The organism is Roseomonas sp. TF40 (assembly GCF_057219975.1).
In genome coordinates, this window is record NZ_JBXVVR010000001.1 from 829,375 (window position 1) to 845,458 (window position 16,084).

At 73.2% G+C, this 16,084-nt stretch carries 17 protein-coding genes; 1 reads left to right on the top strand and 16 read right to left on the bottom strand.

Features of this window, described 5'->3' with window-relative positions; translation table 11 throughout:
- Positions 1-7: 7 nt before the first annotated feature.
- The 12 genes from tilS to AC2D9U_RS03565 all read right to left on the bottom strand — a co-directional run bounded on the left by tilS (position 8) and on the right by AC2D9U_RS03565 (position 10,269).
- On the bottom strand, positions 8-1,210 hold the full coding sequence (gene tilS, locus AC2D9U_RS03510) for a tRNA lysidine(34) synthetase TilS (RefSeq protein WP_484746521.1): 1,203 nt from the start codon (positions 1,208-1,210) through the stop codon (positions 8-10).
- Positions 1,211-1,265: 55 nt separating this feature from the next.
- Positions 1,266-2,111 (bottom strand): tetratricopeptide repeat protein, encoded by an 846-nt coding sequence (locus AC2D9U_RS03515; protein WP_484746523.1) that lies wholly within the window; start codon positions 2,109-2,111, stop codon positions 1,266-1,268.
- 55 nt (positions 2,112-2,166) lie between these two features.
- Entirely contained in the window at positions 2,167-2,646 is a 480-nt protein-coding gene (gene pal / locus AC2D9U_RS03520; RefSeq protein WP_484746525.1) for a peptidoglycan-associated lipoprotein Pal, read from the bottom strand.
- A 124-nt stretch (positions 2,647-2,770) separates the two neighbouring features.
- Positions 2,771-4,135, bottom strand: a complete 1,365-nt coding sequence (gene tolB / locus AC2D9U_RS03525; protein ID WP_484746526.1) for a Tol-Pal system beta propeller repeat protein TolB — start codon at positions 4,133-4,135, stop codon at positions 2,771-2,773.
- Entirely contained in the window at positions 4,132-5,301 is a 1,170-nt protein-coding gene (locus AC2D9U_RS03530; RefSeq protein WP_484746528.1) for a hypothetical protein, read from the bottom strand. The genes tolB and AC2D9U_RS03530 overlap by 4 nt, the downstream gene beginning before the upstream one ends.
- 4 nt (positions 5,302-5,305) lie before the next feature.
- Positions 5,306-5,779, bottom strand: coding sequence for a protein TolR (tolR, locus tag AC2D9U_RS03535; RefSeq protein ID WP_484747323.1), 474 nt, complete (start codon positions 5,777-5,779; stop codon positions 5,306-5,308).
- Positions 5,780-5,798: 19 nt separating this feature from the next.
- Positions 5,799-6,557 (bottom strand): protein TolQ, encoded by a 759-nt coding sequence (gene tolQ, locus AC2D9U_RS03540; protein ID WP_484746531.1) that lies wholly within the window; start codon positions 6,555-6,557, stop codon positions 5,799-5,801.
- Between the two features lie 46 nt (positions 6,558-6,603).
- Entirely contained in the window at positions 6,604-7,038 is a 435-nt protein-coding gene (locus AC2D9U_RS03545; RefSeq protein ID WP_484746532.1) for a YbgC/FadM family acyl-CoA thioesterase, read from the bottom strand.
- Positions 7,035-8,081 carry a Holliday junction branch migration DNA helicase RuvB gene (gene ruvB / locus AC2D9U_RS03550; protein WP_484746534.1) on the bottom strand — a complete coding sequence of 349 codons (1,047 nt, stop codon included), beginning with the start codon at positions 8,079-8,081 and terminating at the stop codon, positions 7,035-7,037. Before ruvB ends, AC2D9U_RS03545 begins: the two co-directional genes overlap by 4 nt.
- Positions 8,078-8,701, bottom strand: coding sequence for a Holliday junction branch migration protein RuvA (gene ruvA, locus AC2D9U_RS03555; RefSeq protein WP_484746536.1), 624 nt, complete (start codon positions 8,699-8,701; stop codon positions 8,078-8,080). The genes ruvB and ruvA overlap by 4 nt, the downstream gene beginning before the upstream one ends.
- Positions 8,702-8,831: 130 nt before the next feature.
- A complete protein-coding gene (gene ruvC / locus AC2D9U_RS03560; RefSeq protein WP_484746537.1) occupies positions 8,832-9,356 on the bottom strand; it encodes a crossover junction endodeoxyribonuclease RuvC in 525 nt (174 codons plus the stop codon).
- Positions 9,357-9,519: 163 nt separating this feature from the next.
- Positions 9,520-10,269 carry a YebC/PmpR family DNA-binding transcriptional regulator gene (locus tag AC2D9U_RS03565; RefSeq protein WP_484746539.1) on the bottom strand — a complete coding sequence of 250 codons (750 nt, stop codon included), beginning with the start codon at positions 10,267-10,269 and terminating at the stop codon, positions 9,520-9,522.
- Positions 10,270-10,454: 185 nt separating this feature from the next.
- Between AC2D9U_RS03565 and AC2D9U_RS03570 the strand changes: the two genes are divergently transcribed.
- Positions 10,455-12,215 (top strand): putative bifunctional diguanylate cyclase/phosphodiesterase, encoded by a 1,761-nt coding sequence (locus tag AC2D9U_RS03570; RefSeq protein WP_484746541.1) that lies wholly within the window; start codon positions 10,455-10,457, stop codon positions 12,213-12,215.
- A gap of 9 nt (positions 12,216-12,224) precedes the next feature.
- On the opposite strand, the gene ada is transcribed toward AC2D9U_RS03570, so the two are convergent.
- Genes ada through glcF form a run of 4 tightly spaced genes read right to left on the bottom strand, consistent with a single transcriptional unit; the run spans position 12,225 to position 16,061 of the window.
- Positions 12,225-13,310 carry a bifunctional DNA-binding transcriptional regulator/O6-methylguanine-DNA methyltransferase Ada gene (gene ada / locus AC2D9U_RS03575; RefSeq protein WP_484746543.1) on the bottom strand — a complete coding sequence of 362 codons (1,086 nt, stop codon included), beginning with the start codon at positions 13,308-13,310 and terminating at the stop codon, positions 12,225-12,227.
- A gap of 48 nt (positions 13,311-13,358) precedes the next feature.
- Positions 13,359-13,940 (bottom strand): tetratricopeptide repeat protein, encoded by a 582-nt coding sequence (locus tag AC2D9U_RS03580; RefSeq protein WP_484746545.1) that lies wholly within the window; start codon positions 13,938-13,940, stop codon positions 13,359-13,361.
- A gap of 31 nt (positions 13,941-13,971) precedes the next feature.
- A complete protein-coding gene (locus tag AC2D9U_RS03585; protein ID WP_484746546.1) occupies positions 13,972-14,742 on the bottom strand; it encodes a class I SAM-dependent methyltransferase in 771 nt (256 codons plus the stop codon).
- Positions 14,742-16,061 carry a glycolate oxidase subunit GlcF gene (gene glcF, locus AC2D9U_RS03590; protein WP_484746548.1) on the bottom strand — a complete coding sequence of 440 codons (1,320 nt, stop codon included), beginning with the start codon at positions 16,059-16,061 and terminating at the stop codon, positions 14,742-14,744. Before glcF ends, AC2D9U_RS03585 begins: the two co-directional genes overlap by 1 nt.
- Positions 16,062-16,084: the final 23 nt, after the last annotated feature.

Genomic DNA, 16,084 nt, shown 5'->3' on the forward strand with positions numbered 1-16,084 from the left:
TTTCGCCTCAACCCGACAAGGCCCGAACAGCCACGCCGGCACCAAGCGCCGCCCCGCCGGGCGCGAAGCGCAGCCGGAGGCCCGGCACCGGGCCAAGGGGAGCGTAGCCGAGCGCCGGCACCGCGACCAGCATTCCTTGTGCGCGCAGGGCCGGCAGCCCCTGGCGCACCCGGGCCGGCATCCAGGCCGGGCCGGCCGGCCCCTCCCTGGCGGGGCCAAGCGGTCCGATCTCGAGCCCCGGCGGGGCGGCCTCGACCAGCCAGCGCCCATCCCAGAGCAGGCCCGGCCGCGCGGCCTCGGCCGGCGCCAATGCTGCGACCTCGCGCGCCAGCACGCCATCCGCGCCGAGTTGCACGCCCTGCAAGGTCCCCGCCCCCTGGCGCAGCAACTGCCGCAGCGCCGCCATGCCCGGCGCATAGGCCGCGCCACCGACCAGCCGCAGCGCCTGGCCGAGGGCGGCCAGCGCCACCGGGTCGTGGCCGAGCGCGGCGAGGTCGATCCGCGCGAAGCCCTCCGGATGGAGCGTCAGGCAGCGCCCGAGTCGCGCCGCCTGCGCGGCCTCGGCCGCGGCGCGCTGCGTGGCGAAGCGGCCCGCGGCCCGGCCGAGCGCCGCCTCGGCCGCCGGGGCCTGGGCCAAGGCGTGGCGAAGGCGGATGCGGGTGAAGCGCGGATCGGCGTTGGAGGGGTCACGCACCGGCACGAGCCCTGCCGCTGCCACCACCGCCTCGAGCCGCGCCGCCGGCACGCCGAGCAGCGGCCGCAGGATCACCGCTGGCCCGGCCGCGCGCCAGGGCGCCATGCCGGCGAGCCCGGAGGGGCCGCTGCCATCCCCGGCGCGCAGCAACAGCGTCTCCGCCTGGTCGCCGGCATGGTGGCCCAGCGCCAGGAGGGGCACGCCCCGCGCCGCCGCCTCGCCGAGCAGTGCGGCGTGGCGTGCCTCACGCGCCCGCGCCTGCAGGCCTGAACCACCGGACAGCCCGAGCGGGAGCACCACCGGCGCCATCCCCTGCCCCGCCAGCAGCGCCGCAACGTGGCGGGCCTCGGCCGCGCTGTCGGCGCGCAGCCCGTGCTCGACCACCACCGGCAGGCAGGCGCCGCCGCGCGCACGCGCCCAACGATGCAGCAACAAGGCGAGGGCGAGGCTGTGCGGGCCGCCGGAGACGCCGGCGAGGATCTCGGGAGAAGGCCCGAAGGGACCTAGCGGCGCCATCAGCGCCGCGAATGCCGCGTCCGAAAGCGCGGTCAGCGGCCTGCCGGCCCAGGGATCAACGGCATTGCGCGCGGCGCCGGGCATCGGCCACGCGCTCGGCCAGGGGGCCGGAGAGGTTCGGGCTGCGGCTGCGCAGATCATTGAGCTGCGCGCAGGCGTCGCGGTTGTTGCCCAGGCCGATCAGGGCATTGGCCACGCCCAGCATCGCCTCGTTCGAGCGCGCCCCCTGGGGCGAGCGGCGGAAGGCGTCGTCATAGGCCACGGCGGCGGCGCCGAAATCGCGCTTGCCGAACAGCGCATCGCCCAGGAGCATCTGCGCATCCGCCTGCCGCGGCGCGTCGCGGGAGGCGATGACCTCCCGCGCCGCGGCCTCGGCGGCGGCAAAGTCGCGCCGGCCGAGCGCGGCCTGCCCCTCGGCCAGGGCGCGCTGCGGTGGGCGCGGGCCCGCGGCGGCGGGTGCGGCAGCCGCGGCGCCAGCCGCGCCAGCGGCGGGCGCGGCCGGGCGGGCGGGGGCGGCGCCGCTGCGCTGGCCCTCCAACGCCTGCAGGCGGAAATCGATGTCGCCTTCCAGCTTCTCCACCCGCTCGCGCGTCTGGCGCTCGCGGAATTCGGCCTGCTCGGCGCGGCCGCGCATCTGGCGGAGTTCTTCCTCAAGCCGGGTCACGCGGTCGAGCAGCTGCGGCACGAGTTCGCCCTGCGCCCCGCTCGGGCGCGGTGCGACGGGCACCGGGGCGCTGGGCGCGGGCAGCCCGCCGCCGCGGCGCAGCGCCTCGACCTCCTGGCGCAGCTGCAGGATCTGGTTCTGCAGCGCGATCCCCTCCCGCGTCTCCACCTGCGCGGTGGCGAGGCCCGGCAGACCGAGCAACCCGATGCCCACAATGGCGGCGCGCAGCAGGCGCATGGAGGGGATTCCTTGCAGCGATCGGGCCGGGGCTCAGCCCCCGGCCCGTTCGGGTTCAGCGAACGACGGTGACGGCGCGGCGGTTCTGCTGCCACGCATCCGGCGTCGAGCCCAGCGCCGCCGGGCGGTCCTTGCCGTAGGAGATGGTCTGGATGCGGCTGCCCGCGGCACCCGAGGCCACCAGCACGTCGCGCGCCGCATTGGCGCGGCGCTGGCCGAGGGCGAGGTTGTACTCGCGCGTGCCGCGCTCATCGGCGTGGCCTTCGACCGTCACCTGCACCTGCGGATACTGCGCGAGCCAGGCGGCCTGGCGCTCGAGCACGCTGCGCTGGTCGGCGCGGATGTTGCTGCGGTCCGTGTCGAAGAAGACGCGGTCGCCGACATTGGCAACCAGGTCTTCCTGGCTGCCCGGGCGCGGCGCGCCGGCATTCGCCCCCGCACCCGCGCCACCCGCAGCACCCGTGGCATCGGTGTTCGAGCAGGCGGCGAGCAGGGTGAGTGCGGCGAAAGCGCCGAGGATCTTGGTGTTGCGCATCGGAAAGTCCTTCATGAAGTCTGCGTTTGACGGCGGGTGGGTAGCCGCAGCACGGCCGGAGGGTCAAGATTCGCCGCGGAGTCGCAGCGGCTTCGGCATCACGCCGGAACAATCGGCCGCGATGTCAGCTCAGCAGCGGGCTCCAGGCGGGGTCGGAGGCGTCGGTGGGTGTCACCATCTGCCTCTCGTTGAAGCCCGCGATGTCGATCTGCGCGAGGCGGGAGGTGTGGCCCGCCCCGCGCGCATCGCGGGAGGGGGTTTCGCGGTGGAAGGCCAGGACACGGCCATTCGGGGCGAAGGTCGGCCCCTCCATCGACCAGCCCTCGCTCAGGATCCGCTCGCCCGAGCCATCGGGGCGCATCACGCCGATGCCGAACTGGCCCGACGAGATGCGCGTGAAGGCGATCAGGTCGCCACGCGGCGACCAGACCGGCGTCGCGTAGCGGCCCTGGCCGAAGGAGATGCGGCGCGCATTCCCGCCATCGGCGCTCATCACGTACAATTGCTGGTCGCCGCCGCGGTCGGAGTTGAAGACGATCTGCGTGCCGTCGGGCGAGAAGCTCGGCGAGACATCGAGCGAACTGCCGCTGGTCAATTGCCGCTCGCGCCGGCTGCCGAGATCGACGACATAGATGTTCGCATCGCCGCCGCGCATCGCCGCCAGCGCCACGGAACGCCCATCGGGCGAGAAGCGCGGGCTGAAGGTCATGCCGCCGAAGCTGCCCAGCACCTGCTGCTGCTGGGTGTTGAGGTCGAAGAGGTAGACCCGCGGCTCGTTGCGGAAATAGCTCATGAAGACGATCTGGCGCTGCGTCGGGTGGAAGCGCGGCGTCAGCGCCTGGAAGCTGCCATCGGTGAGGAAGCGGTGGTTCTCGCCATCCTGGTCCATGAGCGCGAGGCGGCGCGTGCGCCGGTCGCGCGGGCCCGATTCCGCGACATAGACGATCTGCGTGTCGAAATAGCCCTTCTCGCCCAGCAGGCGCTCATAGATCACGTCGCTGATCAGGTGGGCGATGCGCCGCCACTGCGCCGCGGGCGCGGTGAAGGCGGTGCCCTGCAATTGCTGCTCGGGCAGCACGTCCCAGAGGCGGAATTCGACGCGCACGCGGTCCGAACTGGCCTCGACGCGGCCCGTGGTCAGCGCCTGCGCGCCGATCACGCGCCAATCCTGGAAGCGCGGGCGCTCGGCCGCGGCCTCGGGGCTCTGGATGAAGGCCTGGCGCTCGACCGGCCGGAACAGGCCGGAATTGCGCAGGTTGGCCTGGATGACGCGGGCGATGTCGCGGCCCAGGCGCTGCGCCTCGGGGGTGGCGCCGGCCATGTCGGGCACGGCGATCGGCACCGGATCGGTGCGCGCGCGCGTCACGTCGATGACGGTGGTCTGGTTGCCCTGGGCCGCCAGGCTGTCCGGCAGCAGGGAGGCCACCACGCCACCGCCTGCCCCCAGGATCAGGCTGCGACGACCGAAACCGGTTTCCGGCAGGCTCATCGGATGAATCCTCTCGGCGAGAAATTGAACTGGAAGCGGTTCTGGTCCGCCGTAAGCCGGCCGGGCGGGACCGGCAACGGCGAGCAGGCGGGGTCGAGCAGCGCCCGGCGGGCGCGTTCATACAGGCTTTGCGCCCGCGGGTCGCGCGGCACGCCCTCGGGGCCGGGCAGCACGTTACGGATCACCCCGCCGCGATCGACGATCGCGATCAGGCTCACGCGCATGTCGGCCAGGCCCAGCATCCCCGGATCGACGCGCCAGCACTCGCCGATGCGCTCGCCGATGGCACCGCGCTCGCCGGCATTGAGCAGATCTGTCCCGGTCGGCGCACCACCACCCTGGGCAGGGCGGCCGGCCTGCGGGTTGGGCCGGCCGGTGGGCGGGGTCTGCTGCTGCTGCTGGGCGCGCAGGCGCTCGAGCGTGTTCTGCACGCTGGTGCTGCGTTCCTCCGGCCGGGCGACGGGCGGGGTCTGGCCGGTGCCGGGGGTCTGCGCCGGCACGGGCGGCGGCGGTGCGGGCGGCGGGGGCAGCGGCAAAGCGGGTTCGGGCCGCGCCGGGGTGGCGGCGGGCGGCGTGGGCGTGGCCGGGCGCGCCGGGGCGGGCGTCGGCGGGCTGGGCGCGGGGGTCGGCGTCGGCGCAGGCGGGGTCGGCCGCGGCACCGGCGGGGCGGGCGGCGGCGGCGGCGGCAGCGTACCATCCGGCACCACGGGCACGGGCGGCGCGGTGGGCCGCGCGGGCGTGGGCGGCGCCGGGGCCGTCACGGGCGGGGTCGCGGGGGGGCTTGCGGCCGGCGGGGTCGGTGTCGGCGGTCGCGGCACCGCGACCGGCGCGGGGGCCGGCGGCGGGGGCGGCGGCGGCGGCGCGGGCTGCGGCGGCTCGGGGCGCGGCGGCGTGGGGGGCATCGGCGCGGGCGCGGGCTCGGGCGGGGCGGGCACCGGATCAGGCGTCGGGCCGGGGCGCTCGCCCTGGGCCTGGGAGGGCGGCTCGGGCGAGGCGAACTCGACCGCCACGGGGCGCATCTCCTCCGGCTCCGGCAGCGGGCGGACGGCGCCGTAGATCAGCCCCGCGATGGCCAGCAGCAGATGCAGGGCGAGCGAAATGCCGAGCCAGACCTTCAGGTCCGGCCCGCGCTCCGCCTCCCCGCCATAGGCCAGCGTCGCCGACACGATCCTACCTGCGCGGCGGCTGGGTTGGGGCGGGCGGGGTCGCAGGCCGCGCGGCGGGGGTCGGCTGCTCGGCCAGCAGGGCCACGCGCTGGAAGCCCGCGCTGCTCACGATGCCCATCACCTCCATCACCCGGCCATAGGATATGGCGCGGTCGCCGCGCACGAAGATGCGCCGCTCCGGCGCGCCGGCGGGCTGGTTGCGCAGGATGGCCTGGAGTTGCGGCACCAGCGCCTCGGCCTGGACTTCCTCATTCTGCAGGAAGATTCGGCCCTCAGCGTTCACGCTGATCGTCAGCGGTTCCTGCTCCTGGTTGAGCGCCCCGGCCTGGGTGCGGGGCAGGTCCACGGGCACGCCGGTGGTCATCATCGGCGCGGCCACCATGAAGATGATGAGCAGCACCAGCATGACGTCCACGAAGGGGGTCACGTTGATCTCGCTCATCGGGCGGTAGCGCCCGCGCGGGCCCTTGCCCCCCATCAGCTGCCCGGCCACCGGACTACTCCCCAACCGGCGCGGCGGGGCGCGGGGCGCGCGGGGCCTCGCTCGCCGCCTCGGACTGGCGGGAGAGGATGGCGCCGAATTCGGCCGCGAAGGCCTCCATCCGCCCGGCGAGGCGGGCAAGGTCATTGGCCAGCTTGTTGTAGGCGATGGTGGCCGGGATGGCGGCGACGAGGCCGATGGCGGTGGCGAAGAGCGCCTCGGCGATGCCCGGCGCCACCACGGCGAGGGAGGTGTTCTGCATCCCCGCGATGGCGCTGAAGCTGTTCATGATGCCCCAGACCGTGCCGAACAGCCCGATGAAGGGCGCGGCCGAGCCCGTGGTGGCCAGGAACACCATCCAGCGTTCCAGCCGCTCCATCTCCCGCTGGATCGCCACCGACATGGCGCGGTCCACCCGTTCCTTCAGCCCCGTCACGGCGAGGTCGGAGGTCGGCATGCGCGCCGCCGAGCGCTTCCACTCGCGCATCGCAGCCCCGAAGACGGCGGCCATCGGGTGGGCGGGCTGCTCGCCCTCGCGGCTGTAGAGCTCATCGAGGCTGCCGCCGGACCAGAAACGCTCCTCGAAGGCGTCGGCCTCGCGCCGGGCGCGGCGGAGCGAGACGGTCTTCTCGAAGACGATCGCCCAGACCCAGACGGAGGCGAGCAGGAGCGAGATCATCACCCCCTTCACCACCCAATCCGCCATGAGGAAGAGGGACCACAGCGACAGATCATGCGCCGCCGGGGCGAGAGCGGTGGCGGTGACGTTGCCCAAGGCACTTCTCCTTCAGCACCGGATGGCAAGCCAACCGGGTAAGACTTCAGGAGGACGGGGCCCCGTCCTCCACCAATTCCGCCAGGCGGCTGCGCCAGGGTTCGGGCAGCCGCGCGGCGCGCATTCCTTCGGCCCGCACGCAGACCAGCCCGACCTTGAGCCGGGCGAGCACGGCCTCATCCGCCTCCCGCATCACGACCTGGATCAGGTCGAGGGTGGCGGCGCCGATACCGGCCACCCGTGTCTCGACCCACAGGGCCTCATCGAGTCGCGCCGGGCGGACATACTCCACTTCGATGCGCCGCACCACGAGCATCAAATTGTGACGCTCCATCATAAGTGCATGGGACAAGTGCATGGCACGCAAGGATTCGGTCCGGGCCCGCTCGGCCCATTTCAGGTAGTTGGCGTGATAGGCGACGCCCCCCGCATCCGTATCCTCGAAATAAACGCGGACCGAAAAACGGTGAAACCGTGTCATTCTTGCGGGTCCGTGGTCCCCGCCAGCAGATCGAGCTGCCCGGAGAAGCCCGAAGGGGGCGTCAGGCCGAGATGCCGCCAGCCCGGCTCGCCCAGCATCCGCCCGCGCGGCGTGCGCAGCACCAGCCCCTCCTGGATCAGGAAGGGCTCGACCACCTCCTCCAGCGTGTCGCGGCTTTCGGCGAGTGCGGCGGCCAGCGTCTCCACCCCCACCGGGCCGCCATTGTGGTGCTCGGCGATCCGCCGCAGGTAGCGGCGGTCCTGCGCATCCAGCCCCAGCCGGTCCACCTCCAGCCGTGAGAGCGCCGCATCCACCATCGGGCGGTCCGCCAGGCGGCCGGAGACGAGGGCGAAGTCGCGGATCCGCCGCAGCAGCCGCCCCGCCACGCGCGGCGTGCCCCGCGAGCGCCGCGCGATTTCCAGCGCCCCTTCCTCGGACAGGGCGAAGCCCAGCTTCTCCGCCCCGCGCCGGACGATCAGCAGCAGTTCCGCCACCTCGTAGAATTGCAGCCGAAGCGGGATGCCGAAGCGGTCGCGCAGCGGTTGGGTGAGCAGCCCGGCGCGCGTCGTGGCACCGACCAGGGTGAAGGGCGGCAAATCGATGCGCACGGTGCGTGCCGCCGGCCCCTCGCCGATGATGAGGTCGAGGCAGAAATCCTCCATCGCGGGGTAGAGCGTTTCCTCGATCGCCGGCTGCAGCCGGTGGATCTCATCCACGAAGAGCACGTCGCGCGGCTGGAGGTTGGTGAGGATGGCGGCGAGGTCGCCCGATTTCTGCAGGATCGGGCCGGAGGTCGCGCGGAAGCCCACGCCCAGCTCGCGGGAGACGATCTGCGCCAGCGTGGTCTTGCCCAGGCCGGGCGGGCCGAAGAGCAGCACATGGTCCATCGCCTCGGCGCGCTGCCGGGCCGCGCCGATGAAGACCTCGAGATTCTCGCGGATCGTCTTCTGGCCGATGAACTCCTTGAGGTTCTGCGGGCGCAGGCTGCCCTCGACGGCGTCCTCCTCCTGGCGCGTGCCGTCGGTCATGCGCGGTTCGCTCATGGCGTGGTTCCCCTGGGGGCCATCTCCCGCAGCGCCTCGGTGATCAGCGCGTTGAGGTCGGCCCCCTCACCCAGGCGCTTGGCCGCGCGCGCCACGGCCGCCGCCGCCTCGGGCCGCTTCCAGCCGAGATTGGTGAGCGCCGAGGCCGCATCCGCCTCCGGTCCGGCGGGCACGAAGGCCGGCAGCGCCACGCCGCCCACCCCATCGGCCTCGGGCATGGCGCGGCCCACCGCCCATTTCTGCATCGCGGGCTCATCGACGATGCGGTTGGCGGTGGCGGCACCGAGGCCCTTCACCTCCGACAGCCGCTTCCTCTCCTTCGCCGCGATGACGCGGGCGAGTTCAGGGGGCGTGAGGCCGGAGAGCACCATCAGCGCCTTCTGCGGGCCCACGGTCTTGACCTCGATGAGGGCCGAGAAGGCCTCGCGCTCCGGCGCGTCGAAGAAGCCGTAGAGCGTGATCGCGTCCTGGCTCACGCGCGTCTCGATCAGCAGTTTCTGCACGCCCTCGCGCGCCGTCAGCTTGTCGAGCGTCTTGCGCGAGCAGGCGACGAGATAGCCCACGCCATTCACGTCGAGCACGCAGCCATGCTCATGGACCGATTCAACGAAGCCTTTCAATGACCCAATCATGATCTTTGTGCCCTCAAGCGCCGGGCGGCCGCGTCCGCGGCCTTGGCTCGCCGCATAGGCGGCGGCGGCCATTCGGCCGCTCGGCCCGCTTCGCGCGCCGACGGGCGCATGACAGCCGTCATGCGCCCGCCCTCGCCACAGCAGCGGAAAAGGCGTTGCGCGTGCTGCGGTGATGCGCGTGGCAGATGGCGATGGCGAGCGCATCGGCCGCGTCGGCGCGCTTGAAGGTCACACCGGGCAGCAGATGGCGCACCATCGCCTGCACCTGCTCCTTCGCGGCGTGCCCGTTGCCGACCACGGCGCGCTTCACCTCCATCGCGCCATATTCGCGCACCGGCAGCCCGGCGATGGAGGGGGCGAGCAGCACCACGCCGCGCGCCTGGCCGAGCTTGAGCGCGCTCTCCGGATTGCGCGCGACATAGGTGTGCTCCACCGCCGCCTCATCCGGGGATTGCTCGGCGATGACGCGGGCGAGGCCCTGGTGCAGCACCAGCAGCCGGTGCGGCAGGTCATCGGCCGCATCGGTGCTGATCACGCCCTCGGCGCAGAAGCGCAGGCGGAAGCCGTCATGCTCCACCAGCCCCCAGCCCGTGTGCTGGAGGCCCGGGTCGAGCCCGAGGATGCGAATCGGGGGCCGGGTCATGCCCCGTATTACATCAAATCTGCCGGGATGGCGGGCCGGCTGCTTTGGCCGGCCCGAGGCCGCGAATGCGGCCCGCGCACAAACCGGTCGCGCTGCACAGCACAACAGCCGCCTGCGCGAAGGCAAGCGCGCGGAGCGCGCGCCCGCCATCTGAGGGCACAAATCAAACGCTGAGGCGTTCCATGGCGGCGGCATCGACCTCGAAATTCGCATAGACGTTCTGCACGTCGTCATGGTCGTCGAGGATGTCGAGCAGCTTCAGGATGTCCCGCGCCCGCTCCTCATCCAGGTCGATGGTCGTGCTCGGCCACCATTCCAGCTTCGCGGCCTCGGCCGTGCCGAATTTCTGTTCCAGCGCGTCGCGCACGGCGGCGAAATCCTCGACGGCGCAGGAGACCTCGTGGCCCTCCGCGTCGCTTTCCACATCCTCCGCCCCCGCCTCGATCGCGGCTTCCAGCATGGTGTCGGCATCCCCGGCCGCAGCCGGGTAGCGCAGCACGCCCTTCCGCTCGAACTGGAAGGCGACCGAATTGGTCTCGCCCAGCGCGCCGCCGCCCTTGGCGAAGATCGAGCGCAGATCGCCGCCGGTGCGGTTGCGGTTGTCGGTCAGCGCCTCGACGATGATGGCGACGCCATAGGGGCCGTAGCCCTCGTAGCGGACCTCCTGGTAGTCCTCGCCCTGCAGGCCTGAGGCGGCGCGCTTGATGGCGCGGTCGATCGTCTCGCGCGTCATGTTGGCGACGAGCGCCGCCTTCACCGCCGCGCGCAGGCGCGGGTTCATCGCCGGGTCGGGCAGGCCGAGCTTGGCGGAGACGGTGATCTCGCGGATCAGCTTGCCGAAGGCGCGCGCCTTCTTGGCACCCTGGGCCGCCTTGCGGTGCATGATGTTCTTGGCGTGGGAATGGCCGGCCATGGCCCTGTGGCTCCAAGCTTGGGGCGCCGGTGCAATCCCGGCGCGCGCGCCCCTATAGCGGCGACGCGCGGGAAACGCCAAATCCGAGCGGTTGCCTCAACTTCCGGTTCATATCTGCGCGGCAGTATGCGCCCATGGCGTCCCCCGGCTCCCCTGAGCCTCCCCCTCTTCGATCGGGCCTGCGGTTGCCGGCATTGCTGCTGGTGGCCGGGCTTGTCGTCATCCTTGCTGCGATCCTGGCCAACCACCTGTTGGCGGAGCGATTGCTGGCGAAGGATACGCAGGCCAGGGGCCAGGAATTGCTGTCCCAGATCGCCCAGGGATCGCCCATGCTCACCCTCCCGGCCGGCGTGCTGACCTGGCGCCTGCTGGATTCCGAGGGGCGCGAGATCGCCGGCCAGGGGACACCGCCCGCACCCGGCACTGCCCGCAGCGACATGCTCACCGCGCTGCGACTGCCGCATGGCCAGGACGGGCAGACGCTCGAGGCACTGGTCGACCAGACCGAGCGCCGCGCGCAGTATCGGGAAGCCTTCTTCCTTGCCGAGCTTGCCATCGCCGTCTTCGGCGTCGCGGCGGGCGGGCTGTTGATCTGGGCCGGGCTGGGCGGCCAGCGCAGCGAGGCGGCCGAGGCCCGCGCCCTCTTCTTTCGCCGCCACGACGCCCTCACCGGCCTCGCCACCCATGCCGAATGTCGCGAGCGGCTGGATGCTGCCCTCGCCCTCGCCCAGCGCCAGGGATTCGGCATCGGCGTGCTGGTGCTGGACCTGCGCCGCTTCCGTGACGTGAACGATACGCTCGGCCGGGCCGGGGGGGATGCGGTGCTCGGCGTCATCGCCGCGCGCCTGAGCGGGGCGGTGCGGCGCGAGGACACGGTGTCACGCCTCTCGGCCGACCGCTTCGCCGTGATCCAGAGCGGCATCTCCGGCGTGCCCGGCGCCACGCGCCTCGCCGAACGCCTGATCGCCCTGGTGGGCGAGCCGGTCGCCATCGCGGACGGGGAGGTGATTTGCGCCGGCGATATCGGCATCGCCGTGGCGCCGCAGGATGGCGCCAGCGCCGAGATCCTGCTGGCGCGGGCCGAGGCCGCGCTGGGCGTTGCGCGGGCCGGGCTCGAGCCGGGCATCAGCTGTTTCGAACCCGGCCAGGACGCCGCCCTGCGCCAGCGCCGGGAGACCGAGCGCGACCTGAAGCGCGCCCTGGCGGAAGGCCAGTTCACCCTGCACTGGCAGCCGCAGCGCAACATGGCCGACGGAAGGCTGACCGGCTTCGAGGCGCTGGTGCGCTGGCACCACCCCACGCGCGGCCTGGTGCCGCCCAATGACTTCATCCCGGTCGCGGAAGCCTGCGGCCTGATCGTGCCGCTCGGCGCCTGGGTCCTGCGCGCCGCCTGCGCCGAGGCCGCGACCTGGCCGGGCAGCTTCCGGGCGGCGGTGAACCTCTCGCCCGCGCAGTTCCGGCATGGCGCGCTGGTCGCCACCGTGGCGGAGGCACTGGCCAGCACCGGCCTGGCACCGGGGCGCCTCGAGCTCGAGATCACCGAGAGCCTGCTGCAGCACGACCCCGAAAGCGTCGTCGGCCTGCTGCGCGAGCTGCGGGGCCTCGGCGTGAACATCGCCATGGATGATTTCGGCACGGGATGGTCCAGCCTTGCGCATCTCTGGCGCTTCCCCTTCGGCAAGCTGAAGATCGACCGCGCCTTCGTGAAGAACCTGGCGCGCGACCCCAAGGTCTCGGCCATCGTCGCGACCATCGTGGGCCTGGGCCGCACGCTCGACATGCAGGTGATCGCCGAGGGCGTGGAGACCGAGGAACAGGCCCGGCTGCTGCTCGCCAAGGGCTGCGAGCACGGCCAGGGCTGGCTCTACGGCAAGCCCCTGCCCGCCGAGGCCGCCCGCGCGCAGATCGCCGCCGAGATGCAGGAACGCGCGCACAGCGCCGCCTGAGGGCGGCCGCTACGCCTTGCGCCCGGCCGCGCGCCGCTCCCCGTCCAGCAGCGCGGCCTTGCGCGGCACGCCCCAGCGATAGCCGGTGAGGTCGCCACTGGCCCCCACCACCCGGTGGCAGGGCACGAGGAGCGAGACCGGGTTGCGGGCGCAGGCCCGCGCCACGGCGCGCGTCGCGCTCGGCTGGCCAAGTTCGGCGGCGAGGCCGGCATAGGTGCGCGTCTCGCCCAGGGGAATCGCGCGCAGCGCCTCCCACACCCGGCGCTGGAAGGCGGTGCCGCGCAGGTCGAGCGGCAGGGCGAGTGCGGCCGCGGGCTCGGCCAGGAAGGCGCAGATCTCCTGCACCGCCGCCGCCAGCGCCGCCGGCGCGGGCTCGATGCGGGCCTTCGGGAATCGCGCGCGCAGATCGCCCTCCAGCGCCGCCGGCGGCTCGGCGAAGCCGATGAAGCAGATCCCGAGATCGGTGGCGCCGACCAGCAGCGGGCCCATGGCACTCTCGGCATGGGCGATGCGGATCACCTCCCCGGCCCCGCCACGCCGGGCCGCGCCGGGCGTCATCCCGAGATGCCGGGCCGTGTCCTCATAGACCCGGCTTTCGGAGCCGAAGCCGGCCCCCGCCACGGCCTCCGCCACGCGATCGCCGGCGGCGAGCGATTCCTGCAGCCGCCGGGCGCGCACCCCTTCGGCGTAGGAGCGGGGCGTGACGCCGGTGATGTCGCGGAACAGGCGCAGGAAATGGTGCCGCGCATAGCCGGCGCGGGCGGCGAGCGCCGCGAGGCTCGGGATGGTCTCGGCCGTCTCGATCATCCGGCAGGCGGCGGCGACGGCCTCGGCCTGGAGTGCGACGCGCGCGCCCTTCGGGTCGCAGCGCTTGCAGGCGCGAAAGCCCGCGGCCTCGGCGGCGGGCGCATCGGCGAAGAAGCGCGTGTTGCGCCGCAGGGGCGGGCGGGCCGGGCAGCCGGGGCGGCAGAAGATCCCCTGCGTCGTCACGGCATAGAGGAAGGGGGCGCCGGCGAGGTCCGGGTCGCGCGCCAGCACGGCCTGCCAGCGCAGCGCATCGGGATCGGGATTGGGGGGTGTCAGGGCATCGGGCATGGCGGCAGGGTGCGGCGGCGCCGCGGCGCGCGCCATCCGCGCGTTGCGCTACAACGCATCGCCTTCCGCCTGGCGCGCCAACTCCCGCCGCCGCTCGGCCCCGCCCGGCATCTTCGGGTGCAGCGCCAGCGCGGCGTCGAAGCTGCGCAGCGCGCCGGGCAGGTCGCCGGCCTCCTGCTGCAATTCGGAGAGTTGCACCAGCGCGCCGAAATGCCGGGGTTCGAGGCGCAGCGCCTCCCGCAGATCACGCGCCGCCGCCGCGCGGTCCCCCAGCGCGGCCAAGGCGCGCGCGCGCAGCAGCCAGGCGTCGGCAGCGCCGGGGTCGAGCACCAGGGCGGCGTCGAAATCCTCCAGCGCCTCGGCGGCCTCGTTGCGCTGCAGGTTGCGGATGCCCCGGCGCAGCAGCAGCCCCGTGGCCGGCGAGGCCGCCTGGCCCCAGACGGCGCGGATGCGCGCCTCCACCATCTGCCCGCCCTGGGTGTCCGGCGCGCTGGCCAGCGCCTCGAACAGCCGGTCGAGCTCCGCCTTGCGGGCCTCGGCGCTGCCCGGCCGCGGCGCCTGGGCGGCGGCAGCGCCGCAGAGCAGCAGGGGTGCGACAAGGCCCAGCGACAGCAGGGTACGTCGGATCATGCGTCCATGCTCGGGCATGCGCGGCGGCGGATCAACGCCGAAATGGCCAGATGCCGCGCCGCTTCGGCTTCCGGGGCGGCCGGGGCGTCAGGTCCTGCAGCCGCGCGCCGAGCGCGTGGAAGATCTCCCGCAGCCGGACCGCATCCCCCGCCGATGCCTCGAAGAGCGGGCGCAGCCCCTCGGGCGTGGTGTCGCCGACAGCCAGCACGCCCAGCCCCGCGCCGTGCTCGAAATGGAAATGCGGCCGGCTGGCGCTGACTTCCGCCCAGAGCTGCCACACCCCAAAGCCGCGGTCGCGCACCGCGGTGTCGTGGAACAGGATCACGCCCCGCGGGGACATGCGCGGCAGCCAGGTCTCGAAATCGGTGCGCACGGCGTCGTAGGTATGCAGGCCATCGATGTGCAGCAGGTCCACGCCGCCGGCAGGCTCCTCGGCGGCCGCGGCCTCGAAGGTGCCGACGAAGAGGCGGGAGAAGGTGCCATAGCGCGGGTCGTGATGCGCGCGCAGCTCGGCGAGCACCCCGCCATCATACTGCCCGGCGTGATCGTCCCCCGCGAAGGTATCGACGCCGAGGCAGGTGCAGGCCAGGGCCTCGCGCTGCACGGCCTCGGCAAAGGCGCAGAAGGAGACGCCGACATGCACGCCCAGCTCCACGATGCGCCGCGGCCGGGCCGCCGCCACCAGCCAGGCGGCGAAGGGCAGGTGCATGGTCCAGGCCGATCGGTGGTCCAGGCGCGTCGGCACCTCCAGCGGAAGATGCGCGGCGAACAGCGCCGCGGGCATCCCCTCCAGCCGCGCCATCAGCCGCGCCGCGCCGCGGCCACACCGGCCGGCTCCGGCCCGCCGGCCATCCAATCCAGCAATTCCACCGTATGCACCGTGGGCATCCGCCCACCGCTGAGCTGCGTCAGGCAGCCGATATTGCCCGCCGCGATCAGATCCGCCCGCGTGCGGTCCAGGTTGCCGAGCTTGCGCTCCCGCAACTGCCCGGCGATGTCGGGCTGCATCAGGTTGTAGGTGCCGGCAGAGCCGCAACACAGATGCCCCTCGGCCGGTTCCTTCACCGTGAAACCGGCGCGCTTGAGCAGATCCTTCGGCGCGGTCGTGATCTTCTGGCCGTGCTGGAGAGAGCAGGCGGCATGATAGGCCACGCTCAGGCCGGGCTTTTCCCGGGTCGGCGCGTAATCGTAGCGCAGCAGCAACTCGGAAATGTCCATGGTCATGGCGGAGATGGCGGCGGCGCGCGCCGCCCAGGGCGCCTCCTCGGCGCGGAACATGAAGCCGTAATCCTTCACCGTCGTCCCGCAGCCCGAGGCGTTGACCACGACCGCGTCGAGGCCCTCGCGCTGCATCTCCATCGTCCAGGCCTCGATATTGGCGCGTGCGAGGCGCATGGCCGGGTCGTGGTGGCCCATATGGTGATCGAGCGCCCCGCAGCAGCCCTGCTGCGCCGTCACCACCACGTCGAGGCCCATGCGCGTGAGCAGCCGGATCGTCGCCTCGTTGATCGAGGGCGCGAGCACCTGCTGCGCGCAGCCGGTGAGCAGCGCCACGCGGCCGCGGCGCGGGCCGATGGCGCGGTAGGTGCCCGGCCGTTCCACGCTGCTCGGCGGGTCGAGGCGCTGGGGGGCGAGCTTGAGCATGGCACGCAGACGCTTGGCCATCATCGACTGGCCCGGGATCAAGCGCGCCAGCGGCCGGCCCAGCCCGGCGCCGAACAGGGCGAGGCGGAAGCGCGCCGGATAGGGCAGCAGGAAGGAAAGGACCCGACGCAGCAGCTTCTCCGGCCCGGGGCGGTCATAGGTCTCCTCGATATGCCGGCGGGCATGATCGACGAGGTGCATGTAGTTCACGCCCGAGGGGCAGGTGGTCATGCAGGAGAGGCAGGAGAGGCAGCGATCGACATGCTGCACCACCTCCGGCGTGGCCGGGCGGTCATTCTCCAGCATGTCCTTGATCAGGTAGATGCGCCCGCGCGGGCTATCCAGCTCATCGCCCAGCAGCAGGAAGGTGGGGCAGGTGGCGGTGCAGAAGCCGCAATGCACGCAGGTGCGCAGGATGCGGTTGCTCTCCGCCATGTCCGGGTCGCGCAATTGTTCGAGCGTGAAGTCGGTCTGCATCCTGGGTCTCCCGGCCGCCGCCA